The organism is Megasphaera sp. ASD88, assembly GCF_002287425.1.
Lineage (GTDB): Bacteria > Bacillota > Negativicutes > Veillonellales > Megasphaeraceae > Megasphaera > Megasphaera stantonii.
Window position 1 is genome coordinate 35,721 of sequence record NZ_NQXW01000013.1, and the last position, 12,527, is coordinate 48,247.

Annotated in this window: 11 protein-coding genes; 1 reads left to right on the forward strand and 10 read right to left on the reverse strand. The window is 56.8% G+C overall.

All coding sequences use genetic code 11. The annotated features are described in order from the left end of the window. Positions 1–173: 173 nt before the first annotated feature. From pyk to queC, 4 genes are all read right to left on the reverse strand, one after another. Positions 174–1,922 (reverse strand): pyruvate kinase, encoded by a 1,749-nt coding sequence (pyk, locus tag CJ260_RS07845; protein WP_095629791.1) that lies wholly within the window; start codon positions 1,920–1,922, stop codon positions 174–176. A gap of 28 nt (positions 1,923–1,950) precedes the next feature. Beyond that, on the reverse strand, positions 1,951–2,343 hold the full coding sequence (gene mgsA / locus CJ260_RS07850; protein WP_233127924.1) for a methylglyoxal synthase: 393 nt from the start codon (positions 2,341–2,343) through the stop codon (positions 1,951–1,953). A gap of 202 nt (positions 2,344–2,545) precedes the next feature. Next, on the reverse strand, positions 2,546–4,531 hold the full coding sequence (locus CJ260_RS07855) for a M13 family metallopeptidase (protein ID WP_095629793.1): 1,986 nt from the start codon (positions 4,529–4,531) through the stop codon (positions 2,546–2,548). A gap of 30 nt (positions 4,532–4,561) precedes the next feature. Continuing rightward, complete coding sequence (gene queC / locus CJ260_RS07860) at positions 4,562–5,251, reverse strand: 7-cyano-7-deazaguanine synthase QueC (protein WP_095629794.1); 690 nt, start codon at positions 5,249–5,251, stop codon at positions 4,562–4,564. Between the two features lie 142 nt (positions 5,252–5,393). Between queC and CJ260_RS07865 the strand changes: the two genes are divergently transcribed. After that, a complete protein-coding gene (locus tag CJ260_RS07865) occupies positions 5,394–6,284 on the forward strand; it encodes a DMT family transporter (protein WP_095629795.1) in 891 nt (296 codons plus the stop codon). A 173-nt stretch (positions 6,285–6,457) separates the two neighbouring features. Here the strand turns inward: CJ260_RS07865 and CJ260_RS07870 are convergent, their stop codons facing one another. The 6 genes from CJ260_RS07870 to modB all read right to left on the reverse strand — a co-directional run bounded on the left by CJ260_RS07870 (position 6,458) and on the right by modB (position 12,527). Further along, positions 6,458–7,921: an amino acid permease gene (locus CJ260_RS07870; RefSeq protein WP_095629796.1), complete on the reverse strand. Its 1,464-nt coding sequence runs from the start codon at positions 7,919–7,921 to the stop codon at positions 6,458–6,460. 454 nt (positions 7,922–8,375) lie between these two features. Next, a complete protein-coding gene (locus CJ260_RS07875) occupies positions 8,376–8,996 on the reverse strand; it encodes a nucleotidyltransferase family protein (protein WP_095629797.1) in 621 nt (206 codons plus the stop codon). After that, complete coding sequence (yqeC, locus tag CJ260_RS07880; RefSeq protein ID WP_233127925.1) at positions 8,981–9,664, reverse strand: selenium cofactor biosynthesis protein YqeC; 684 nt, start codon at positions 9,662–9,664, stop codon at positions 8,981–8,983. The genes CJ260_RS07875 and yqeC overlap by 16 nt, the downstream gene beginning before the upstream one ends. Positions 9,665–9,722: 58 nt before the next feature. Further along, entirely contained in the window at positions 9,723–10,811 is a 1,089-nt protein-coding gene (locus CJ260_RS07885) for an XdhC family protein (protein ID WP_095629799.1), read from the reverse strand. 25 nt (positions 10,812–10,836) lie between these two features. Next, positions 10,837–11,859 carry a sulfate/molybdate ABC transporter ATP-binding protein gene (locus CJ260_RS07890; RefSeq protein WP_095629800.1) on the reverse strand — a complete coding sequence of 341 codons (1,023 nt, stop codon included), beginning with the start codon at positions 11,857–11,859 and terminating at the stop codon, positions 10,837–10,839. Then, positions 11,856–12,527 carry a molybdate ABC transporter permease subunit gene (gene modB / locus CJ260_RS07895; RefSeq protein WP_095629801.1) on the reverse strand — a complete coding sequence of 224 codons (672 nt, stop codon included), beginning with the start codon at positions 12,525–12,527 and terminating at the stop codon, positions 11,856–11,858. The genes CJ260_RS07890 and modB overlap by 4 nt, the downstream gene beginning before the upstream one ends.

Genomic DNA, 12,527 nt, shown 5'->3' on the forward strand with positions numbered 1-12,527 from the left:
GCTGCAAGCCCGTCCCTTCAGCAGATCTGCTCTGCCGAAGGGACGGGCTTATTTTATTTCACACACTATATACGACAAAAACGCCATAGGGCTTGGCCGAAACCAATGCCGCTATGGCGTTTATAATATACCTATGATATTGTCAGCCCTATGTGCTGGAGGGCGAGGGGAGATTACCGCGCGTTAGCTTCGCCGCGGAAAATCGTGCCGCGGCTGGCGTCTACCGTGACGAGCTCGCCGTTTTCCAGGGCGTCGGCGGCATGAGCCGCTCCGACGACCGTCGGGATGCCGAGGGTAATGGCAACGATGGCCGATTCGCTCGTGAGGCCGACTTCTTCCGATACGATAGCGCCGGCTTTCTTCATGTATTCTACCCATTCCGCTTTAGCCGAACGGACGACGAGGATGCAGCCCGGCGTAAAGTTCTTTTCCAGCGATTCCGTGTCGGTTGCGATGCAGACCTTGCCGATAGCCGAATTGCGGCCGATGCCCGTGCCGCGGATGAGGACATCGCCTACGACCTGAACGCGGATCATGTTGGTCGAGCCGGACTTGGCGACGGGAACGCCGGCCGTGAGGACGACGAGGTCGCCGGCCTTGATGAGGCCGCTGTCGAGGGCTGCGAAGATGCCGTTGTCGACGACTTCATCCGTATCGCTGGCTTCCTTGCCGACGATAGCCTGGACGCCCCAGTTCAGCTGGAGGCGGCGGACGACGCTTTCATGAGGAGATACGGCGACGACGGGACATTCCGGACGGAACTTGGAAATCGTCTGAGCTGTGCTGCCTCGTTCCGTCGACGCGATAATAGCGGCGGCGTGAAGGTCTTCGGCAATTTTTACGACGGCCTTGCCAATAGATTCCGTCGTCGTAGACGACGAAGCGTGTTCGTCCTGGTGGGACGGCGGCGTAAACTGGCTTTCCGTGAACATGGCTACGCGGGCCATCGTTTCTACGGCTTCGACAGGATACATGCCGCTGGCCGTTTCGCCGCTGAGCATAACGGCGTCCGTGCCGTCGAGGATAGCGTTGGCGACGTCGCTCGTTTCCGCGCGGGTCGGGCGGGGATTATTGCACATAGATTCCAACATCTGCGTCGCCGTAATGACCGGCTTGCCGGCTGCCTGGCATTTGTGAATGAGCATCTTCTGCAGCGTCGGCACTTCTTCTGCCGGCACTTCGACGCCCAAATCGCCGCGGGCTACCATGATGCCGTCGCTCATCTTGATGATTTCGTCGATATTGTTAACGGCAGCCTGACATTCGATCTTGGAAATGATCTTCATCGGGCTGTTGTGTTTTTCCAAAATCTTGCGGATCGTCACGACGTCCTTGCCGCGCTGGATAAAGGAAGCGGCGATCCAGTCCATATTCATGCGGATGCCGAATTCAATGTCTGCGGCGTCCGTTTCCGAAACGGCCGGCAAATTGATGGCGATGCCCGGCACGGCGACGCGCTTGCGGTCGCTCATCTTGCCGCTGTTGAGGATCTGCGTATGGATATCCTGGCCTTCGACGCTGATGACTTCCAAGTTTACCAGGCCGTCGGACAAGAGGATATGGTCGCCGGCCTTTACGTCCTGAGGCAGTTCTTTGTAATTTACAGAAACGATCGTTTCGTCGCCTTCGACGTCGCGGGCCGTCAAGGTAAACTCCTTGCCTTCTTCCATTTGGATGGAGCCGTTTTTAAACTTGCCGAGGCGGATTTCCGGGCCCTTCGTATCGAGGAGCAGGGCTACGGGAATGCCTACCTTTTTAGAAGCGGCGCGAACCATGTCCATGCGCGCCTTGTGTTCTTCGTGGGAACCGTGGGAAAAATTAAAGCGGGCGACGTTCATGCCGGCCTGAATCATCTGTTCGACGATTTCCTGGGAATTCGAACTCGGGCCGAGAGTGCAGACAATTTTCGTTTTTTTCAACATGCGTAATCTCCTTTACACAATACCAACTCTATGACTGAAACAAATCTAATGATGTATCTAACGAAGTCAATAAAATACGGGCGCTGGTTACGTTCGTCGCCAGCGGAATGCAGTGCACGTCGCACAGGCGAAGGAAGGCCGATACGTCCGGTTCGTGAGGCTGCGCCGTCAGCGGGTCCCGCAGGAACACGACGGCGACGACTTCGCCCGACGCGATCATGCCGCCGATCTGCTGGTCTCCTCCCAGCGGTCCGGGCTGCATTTTTCTGACGGATAATCCCGTCGCTTCTTCAATCCGCTTTCCCGTTTCCCCCGTTCCGACCAAAGGGAACTTCTGCAATACGTGTTTAAACTGACAGGCCAATCCTACCATATCCTGTTTCTTTGCATCATGGGCAATGAGCGCAACATACTTTTCCAAGGCTTTACCTCCTTTTTCTGTATCCGCAGCAATACTGTTCCAACTGGTACGTTTTTCGTCCCATGTGGGCAATATATACAGTGCCCGGCGTTGCTCGAGCACTGTTCGTCCTTGATTGTACCGTATCCCTTTCAATAATGCAAGTCCTAAATACGGCATTATCTCCAAAAACTATAGATTCTATGCAAGTATTACAAACCTATTACCAAAGCTTTACCCGCTCTTCCGGCGCGACGTACATGCCGTCGCCGTCCTCTACGTCATAGGCCTCGTAGAACGAATCTGTCGCCGAAAGAGCGCCGTTGACCCGGGCCTGCATGATGGGATGGGGGTCGGTCTGCACGCTTTGCAGGAGCAGCTGCGGCGTCATTTTGCTGGCAAAAATAGCGGCAAAATTGCGGTACAAATCGCGCAGTGTGTTTTCGTCTCCGCCGGCGATTTCCGTCGCGACGGACAAGCCGCCGCAGTCGGCAATGGCTTCGTTAGCGACGAGAGCCCCGTTTTCATATAATCCCCCGCCTACTTCATAGCGGCTGTAATAAGGGGCAAAGGCCGCGGCTTTTTGCTGAAACATCGCATAATCGCCGGCAGTCCACCAGTTCTTCATATTGCCGTCCTTATCGTACTGACTGCCGTTGGGGTCGAAGGCATGGGAAATTTCATGGCCGATAACCACGCCGATGCCGCCGAGGTTCGCACCGTACGAGGCGTCGGGGCTGTAGAAGGGCGGATTCAAGATGCCGGCGGGAATCGTAATGCTGTTGTTCGCCGGGATATACGCGGCGTTGACGTCCTGCGGCTGGAAGGCGTACCATTTATCCGGGTCAAAATCAGTCCCAATAAGCCGATGTACTTGAGCCTGTACCAGCACGGCGTTGTGCATGATATTGCGCAGCAAGTCGCCGCCGTCCCCTTCGGATACGACGTCGGGCATATCCTCAATGATCGGCTTGTCGTCCGCCGCCGGACCGCCGACAAACACGCGCAGGGCGTCGAGCTTGCCTACGGCTTCTTTCTTCGTATCCTCATCGAGCCAGTCGTTTTTCAGCAAGCGCTCCCGGTATACGCCGCGGATTTCGTCGATCATCGCCTTCACGTCCCGTACAGCGTCAGGCGAGCAATGGTCCTTCATGTAAATCTGCCCAAATTCATAGGGAAGAAGGCCCTGAACCATGCGGCTTGCCGTCTCTTCGTCGCTGCGGCTCTTTGTGATGCCGAAGCGGTACTGCGTATAGCTCCGCTGCAAATCGCGAAGCCGCCTGTCAGCGTAAGGAGCGAAGCCGTCCATAATGCGGAACACGGCGTAGCTCTTCAGCAGGGGCAGATTATCCTGGACATACGCTTCGTCCAGCTTCTGAAGATAGGCTGCGTCGGCCAGAAAGAGCTTTTCTTCCTTCGTCAGCTTCCACGACGACAGCAGGCGGCGGCCGTTCATATGGGGCATGAAGGCTTCGATCTCGTTCCGCCTATACATCGTATTCAGCACGGCAAAGTCGTTTCGCTCTTCGCTGCTCAGCATGGCCGGAGCCCAGCTCTGTTCCATGGCGAAAATAGCTTCGGCCTGCCGGGCCGCTTCCTCTGCCGGGCACCCCGCCTCGGCCAGCACGTCGGCAATATACGTCTTATAGGCCTGCCATGCGCCAGGCTGCGGCTCCTTTTCCAGCTCGTATTTGCTCAAAATCGTCTCCGCCGGCACGATGCGGGCGGCATAGCGCAGCGAATCGGGCATGCGGTCCGCCGTATAATCGACAAATACGGACGCGCCGGACGATTCCCTTACCTGGAGCAGGGCCTGGGTCAGTTCATCCGTCGTTCCAGCCTGCCGCACGGGAGCCAAGACGTCCTGCAGATGCTGCCGCGCCGTCGCGTCGCGCCGTTCCATGTCGACAGCACAGCGATATAAATCGGCGATTTTCTGCTCCGGCGTCCCCTTCGCGTACGAGCCTTCCTTGGCAGCGATTTCATGGAGCTCCTGTTCTAAAATTTTCGTATTTTTCAGCGATTGTTCCTTAAACCAGGACCAGGATGGCTCGGTCGGCTCAATCTTCTTTTCCGCCAGCGTCGGCCCGTTGACGGCTAAGTAAAAGTCGTCCCGTTCCGAAACGGGCTCCTGGGCCTGGGCCGTGCCGAAAGCCAGCAGCGCCGTCAGCACCAGCGCGGTCAGGCGTTGTTTCGTCCTATATCTCATCGGTATCCTTACTCCTTTACAGTCGGAAATCTATCGCGCCGTCAGCGCCGGATCTACTGCGCCGTTGGCGGCAAAGGCCTTGGCCCGGTCGATGCAGGTCGCGCAGACGCCGCAGGGCCTGTCGCCGCCTTCATAGCAGCTCCAGGTCAGTTCGTACGGAGCGCCCAGCCGCAGCCCTTCCTTGACAACGCCGGCCTTGTTCCACGACAGCAGCGGCGCTTCCAGGCGGCACGTGCGGCCCGATCCTTCGTAAATAGCCGTCGCCATGGCCTGTTCAAATTCGGGCGTACAGTCCGGATACGCCCGTCCCGCCGCGTCATCGGCGTGGGCTCCGTAATAGATCGTTTCGGCGCCGACGCTGACGGCAATCGCCGCGGCATAAGATAAAAATAAGCCGTTGCGGAAGGGCACATACGTATCAACAGTCCCTTCGCCGCCTAATTCCTTCAGCTGCTCCGCATAGGACTCGTGGCGGATTTCCCTGCCCCTTCCCTGCAGCAGGGAGCTGTCACTCAGGGCGAAGGCCTGGGATAAATTCGTTTCTTTATGAGCCACGCCGTAATGGGCGGCTACCTGGCGGGCCGCCTGTATTTCCTTCGCGTGCTTTTGCCCGTAATAGGCCGTCAGGGCCATTACCTCACCGGCGCCGTATCGTTCCACAGCCATAGCCAGGCAGGTCGTCGAATCGACGCCGCCGCTCAGCAGTACAATGCATTTCATATGTATTCTTCCTTTCCATCTGTACGATGACCCTATTATACCATATTTTGCCAAGCCGTTTTTCTGACGAAATCCCTTGCATTCCCCCAGCTGTCCTTTATAATAAAAACCATAACGCACTATCGTAAAGGGAGTAGATATCATGATTAAAGCACTGCTGCTCATATACGCCATTTGGGGATTTAACTGGGTCGCCATGAAGGAGGCGACGCTCTTTTTCCCTCCGGTCCTCTTTGCCTGCTACCGCTTCGCTGTCGGCGCGGCCATCCTGCTGGCAGTCAACGCCTGGCTGAAGCTGCCCCTTCCGCCGCGGCGGTACTGGAAATGGATCGCCCTGACGGGACTGCTGCAGATCGCCGGCAACAACGCGGCCATGCAGATGGGCATTAAAGACCTGGACGCCGGCCTCGTCGCCGTCCTGAACTACAGCATGCCCGTATGGGTCGCCATCCTGGCCCATTTCTTTTTAAATGAAAAGCTGACGAAGCGCAAGGCCTTAGGCGTCGTCGTCAGCATGATCGGCCTGGTTATCCTCATGCACATCGACTCCCTCGGCAACGCCTCCAGCCTGTTCATCACTATCGGCGGCGCCATTTCCTGGGCCGTAGCAAACGTCGTCATCAAGTATCAAAACAGCAGGCTGAAAGGCAAGGACTGCAATATGATTCAATACACGGCCTGGCAGATGACCATCGGCTCTATCATCTTATTCGTCTACACCAGCTGTATGGAAACAGGCCAGGTACACTGGACGCCTATGGCCGTCGCCTGCCTGGCCTACAACGGCATCCTGGCCTCCGCCCTGGCCTTTTTCCTCTGGAACTACGTCCTCACCTGCATGGAAGCCAGCAAGGCCTCTATTGCCGTCTTGGCCGTCCCTGTCGTCGGCGTCGTCTGCGGCATCCTCTTCTTAGGCGAAAGGCTGTATGTCAGCACTGCCGCCGGCATGGTTCTGATATTAGCCGGTATTCTTCTCATCGTAGCGCAGAACTCAAAGCCCCTGTCCTCACGGTTTCATCGCTCAAAATCGTAACAACACCGAACATATACGAGCTTACGTAAAGCCACTGTATTCGAATTGCTATAAAAATTCGTATTCTTGTGCTTCCCATAATATGACTGAACCCCGCTTGCTATAAACAGCAGGCGGGGTTCAGCGTATGCATGTCAGTATATCATTATCAGAAAAAGGCTGGCTACTGTAACTTAATGCCCCTTCGTCGGCTGCGCAGCCGGATTCATATTGGCAGCGGCAGAGCCGGCAGGAACGGCGCTTCGTCTCGTCTTAGAAATGATGCTGTGGCTGTAGCCGTAGCCAAAATAGATAGCCAAGCCGACGAGGAGCCAAACGACGAAGCGAATCTGCGTAACGAGCGGCAGCATGTAAATCAGGATGCCGCAGAAGACGATAGCCAAAGCCGGTACAAGCGGCACGAGCGGGCATTTGAAAGCGCGCTGCTGATTGGGGTTCTTCTTCCGCAGGATGATGACGGCAGCCGAAACGATGATGAAGGCGCAGAGCGTGCCGATATTGGTCATTTCTGCTACGGCGTTGATGGGCAGGAAACCTGCTGTAATAGCCGTAATGACGCCGACGAGAGCGGAGCTTCTAGCCGGAGTTTTATACTTCGAATGAACGTGGCCAAAGAATTTCGGCAGCAAGCCGTCGCGGGACATGACGAACAGTACGCGGCTCTGACCAAAGCTCATGACCAGCAGTACGGACGTAAGGCCGCAGATCGCGCCGACCGATACGGCCGCAGCACCCCAGTGATAGCCGACAGCCTGCAAGGCGAAGGCAACGGGAGCCGCTGTCGTCTGGAACTGCATAAAGGGAACCATGCCGGTCAATACGGCAGAAACGGCGATGTACAAAATCGTGCAGATAATCAAGGACAAGATAATACCGCGAGGCAGCGATTTCTGGGGGTCTTTTACTTCTTCTGCCGCCGTGGAAACAGCGTCAAAGCCGATGTAAGCAAAGAAGATAATCGATGCGCCGGCGAATACGCCCGACCAGCCGAAGGGCATGAACGGAACCCAATTCGAGGCGTCGACATGGCTGAAGCCCAGCGCGAGGAACAATGCGACGACAGCCAGCTTAATGGCAACGATGACGTTGTTGACGAAGGAACTCTGCTTGACGCCGCGGATGTTGACAAAGGCGACGACAGCTAAGATGAGAACGGCCGGCAAGTTGACGATGCCGCCGTCATGGGGAGCCATGGTCAGCGCCGTCGGCAAGGTAATTCCCAAGTTCATGAGAATGTTGTTAAAATACCCGGACCAGCCGATGGCGACGGTCGATACGGCGAAGGCATATTCCAAAATCAAATCCCAACCGATGACCCAAGCCCAAAATTCACCTAAAGCAACATATCCATAGGTGTACGCGCTGCCGGCAACGGGAACCATTGCGGCAAATTCAGCGTAACATAAGGCGGCGCATCCGCAGGCCAAGGCGGCGATAATAAATGAAATAACCAGTGCAGGACCAGAATAATTTGCCGCCGCTACGCCTGTCAGGACGAAAATCCCCGTCCCTACGATGGCGCCGATCCCCAGCATGGTCAAACCGAACGTGCCGAGGAACTTGTTCATCCCGCCGTCCATTTTGGTTTCGGAGATGAACTCGTTAATACTTTTCGTTCTAAATATTTTTTTAGTCATAATACCCCTCTTTCCCCTATCTTAGTAATCGGAGTTATACGTATAACCCCCTGCTCCGATTACGTTCTTTATTATACTCCCTTATTTTAATTTGTAAAGGTTATTTTCGAATTTTATTTTATATTTTTATATTTTCGGTGTTTTTATTTAGAAAATATTTTATAAAACAGGCGTTCCAGTTAATTTTATATGTTCAATATTCATTTGCCATATGACATTTACGAATAAGACTTCCCATACCGTATATACAAAGGATTTCCTATCATTTCATCTTTATATTGTATGCAGATCTTATATTTTACAAAAATCCTATGATTTTTCTTCGCGCAAGCATAGGGGATTCTGTTCTATCTAAATAAAAAATGCAGCAAACGAGCATTGCCGAAAAGCAAGGATGGATGCCCACAAATCCTCGCCGATATAACTTCGCCCATAAAAATAAGCGCTGGATTTTCTAATCCAAGCGCTTTTTTTCTAACTGTCTTTCCGTCGCTTCCCAATCGTCTCTCGTATCGATATCGCAAAGCTCGCCTTCCGGCACGGCGAACTGCCATAGGTCGTCCTCGTATGTCTCCAATATCGCCCTGCCGCCTCTATCGCCTTGCAGGGCCAGCAGCTCGTCTTTATAAACATGGGAAAAAATCGCCGGACTGCCGCGGCGGCTGCCCGATACGGCGCAGCCTATGCCGCATCCCGACTGCGCGTATTGCTTGACGAAATCGCTTATGATCTCGCTGGAAAGAAAGGGCTGGTCGGCGGCGAAAAAGGCCCAAGCATCAGCGGCGGCAGACGTCTCTACTCCCAGGCGGACAGATGCAGCCATGCCTTCTCCGGCGGCCGTATTTTTCACGGCAATCGCACCATGAGCCCGGCACCACGACAGAATTTCGTCATACTGGCTGACGACGTATAGGCAGCACGAGCACGACAAGGAAACGCTGATACGCCGCGCTGCGTCCTGCAGCTGGTCAAAGCCATGGCGATACAGGGGCTTGCCGGCCAGCGGAGCCAGCAGCTTATTGCCGCCAAAGCGCCGGCTGAAGCCCGACGCCATGTAAATCAAAGCGATATGCACCGTATACCCTCCCGTTCTTCCTTGTCAAAAAAAGTCATCAGTCCTATGGGCTCGTCCAGGCGGCGCAGCAAATCCTGTCCCCGCAGCCGGGCCGCTTCCTCATCGGCCTGATTGAAAACAGGTATGACCGGCACCGTCCAGCTCCGGCGCAAATACGCTAGGCATGAACGGACGACGGCGGCGAAGACCTCGTCCGTAACGGCCTGCCGCCGCTCCCATCGACTTTGTTCCCAGCGGAAACAGATTTCGTCCAGAGGACGACCCAAGGCGGATAATCCCGCCACATGGACGATGCAGTCTGCATCCGGCGGGATGACCGGCTCATGCGGGCCGAAGCACTTCAGCGGCTGCTGCCGCGACCCGTCGGCTTCGACGAGGACGACGTCAGCTAAGGCGCGGCATGCAGTAAAGAGAGCATCGCCGCCGTAGGTAATCTTACCCCTGCCGTCCCGTTGCCCGATGACGGCGAAGCCTCGCCCTTCCAGCAGCGATTTCATCGTCTCGGCATCATCAGCCAGTAGTTCCGGCGGCGGCTCGTACATATGAGTCGTCGTCGCGACAGCGACCCGTTTTCCCTGCCGGCACAGTTCCTCTGCCAGCCTATAGATCCATGTCGTCTTGCCGCCTGAGCCGGTAAAGGCGACGACGGCAGTTTCCTTCCGTGCCAAGAGTGGACAGCTGCATGCCAATCCCTGCCACAGCGACGGCATCTCTTCAGCCGCCCCGTTACGGCAGGAGAATATGCGGCACATCGGCGGCCCTCCACTTCTTCGCGTCGGCCTTTTCCCGACCTTCCCGCCGCGCCCTGACGGCGATGAGCTCTGCCGCAATGCTGATGGCGATTTCCTCCGGCGTCGCCGCAGAAATGGGAAGGCCGATGGGCCCGTATGTGTTATCTATTTCTTCTGCTGCAAAGCCGTCGGCCAGCAGCTTTTCCCGCACGAAATGCAACTTATTTCGGCTGCCGATGATACCGATGTACTGAGGCCGCAGCGGCAGCATCTGCCGCTCTACGACGTAGTCGCCTACGTGGCCCCTCGTCATGATGCAGACGTAATCGTCTTCACCGATGCGGAAATCCGGCAGGTGCTCCAAGTCGGCGACGACGACGGACTCGGCGTCGGGAAACCGTTCGGCATTGGCAAAGTCTTCCCGGTCGTCTACGACGACGCAGGAAAAGCCGACGCGGGCTAATACGGGAACCAGGGCGCAGGCTACGTGGCCGCCGCCGAAGATAAAGGCCCTGCTCGATGGAAAAAAGGACTCAGCGTATAGTAATCTCCCACTATACTGTATTAACTGCGGCTTATATGTAGGATTTTCTCCACAATCCTGTAAAAACCGCTGCAAATCCGCCGCATGTCGTCTATCGCCGCAGTATATCGTTTCCGGCCCGGAAACGGCCATAGCCCACCGCTCAGGCTCCGTCATATCGCACAGGAGCAGATAGGGCCTGCGATTTCGGCCAGATTCAACCATAGCTCCGATACAGGCTGCCGCATCGGGCCCGATATACTGGCAAAAGACCATAACCGTACCGCCGCACACGGCCCCCATATCCGCTGCCGCGCCGGGGCTCAAATCATATTCCAGCAGTGTGGATACGCCGTCCTGCAAAACCCGTCTCGCCGCCTCGCAGGCCTTATACTCGCCGATGCCGCCGCCAATTGTCCCCACCGTATCGCCGGAGGCCAATACGAGCTGGCGACTGCCGGCGCCGCGGGGCGTCGCGCCGTGACTTTCCACTACCGTCAGCAGCGCCGCCGGCCGGCCGGCGCGGAGTTCTTCTTCCAATCTCAGAAATACGTCGTCCATATATCCTATCCTTTCCGCATAGTCCTTATCGGTATAACAGCAATATATCCTCAGGCCGCACGCCCAACGTATCGGCGCGCCCGCCTTCGGCCAGCCAGACGAGGGGCGGCGCGTCGGGCCTCTGGCCGTCGCAGCGAAAGGCGACCAAGGTCCCAAAGGGCAGCTTCGTCTCTTCTGTAATCGAAACGGCGTGCGAATTGACGGGCACGGCTGGGCTGAACGAACGCTCCCGGATGCCGACGGCGCATAATTCATCCTTCACGTCGCAGGCCGCCGTAAATTCGCAGTTCCACGACGGCACGAAGACAGTCCTCCGCCCCGTTTTCCGGGCTGGCGCGATGTTGCGGCAACCCATGAGGGACGCCGCCGTCTTCGATTGGGGTTGGGCGAATACAGCGTCCCGCTCGCCGATGATGTCGATGCGCCCGTCATGGAGGACGGCGATGGTGCGGCACAGGCGGTACGCTTCTTCGTAGCTGTGGGTTACGACGACGACATCCTTGTCGAATTGGCGCAGCACGTCGGTCAGCTCTGCCATGACCTGTTCCTTCAGGCCGGCATCTAAGGCGCTGAAGGGCTCGTCCAGCAGCAGAATATCCGGCTCGTTAACCAATATACGGGCCAGGGCCACGCGCTGCTGCTGGCCTCCCGACAGCTGGGACGGCTTATGGCCTTCCAGTCCCGTCAAGCCGAGCCGCTCCATCATCGCCGCGACGATGGCACGCCGTTCGCCCCGGCCAACGTGCCGCCGGACGCCGCAGGCGATATTTTCGGCCGCCGTCATATTGGGGAATAAGGCGTAATGCTGAAACAAATAGCCGACGCGCCGTTCCTGCACCGGCAGATTCACGCCCTTCGCCCCGTCGAAAAAGACGCGGTTCCCGACAGCGATACGCCCCCGGTCGGGACGCTCAATGCCGGCGATGCACTGTAAGGTCTTGCTCTTGCCGCTTCCCGACGGCCCCAGCAGGCCCAGTACGCCGCGAGCCTGAAATTCCACGTCCAGACAAAACCGGCCGAGCCGTTTATAACACTGCACATCTATCACGACCAGACCTCCCTTCGGCGGCTTTTCCGTTCCATCAGGCTGACCGTCACCAGGACAACGGCGCTGATCGCGATGTTGACGAGAACCCAGACGAACGCACCATATTCGTCGTTCGTCCGCCACAGCTGATAGACCGTCGTCGAAATCGTCGCCGTGTTCTTGGGAATATAGCCGATAAGCATGCTCGTCGCGCCGTATTCCCCCAGCGCCCGGGCGAAGGCCAGGACGAGGCCGGCCAAAATGCCCTGCTTGCAATAGGGCATGCGGATGCGCCAAAAAATATACGTATTGGACAATCCCAGGGTCTGCCCGCTCCAGGTCAGTGTCTCGTCAAAGCTTTCGAAGGCGCCGCGGGCCGTTCGATACATGAGGGGAAAGGCGACGACAGCCGAAGCCGCGACGCCGCCGTACCAAGTCATGACCAAGGGAAAACCTACGTCATGGAGGAACATGCCGACGGGATGACGCAGGCCAAAGACCAGCAGCAGGAGCCAGCCGCATACCGTCGGCGGCAGGACCAGGGGCAGCGTCAGGACGACATCGAGGACGCCCTTGACGAGGCGCGGCGCTTTCGCCACATAGTAAGCGGCGGCGATACCGCAAAAAAAGACGAGAACCGACGAAATCGCGGCAATGCGCAGGCTGTTCCAGAGAGGATACCAGTCCAT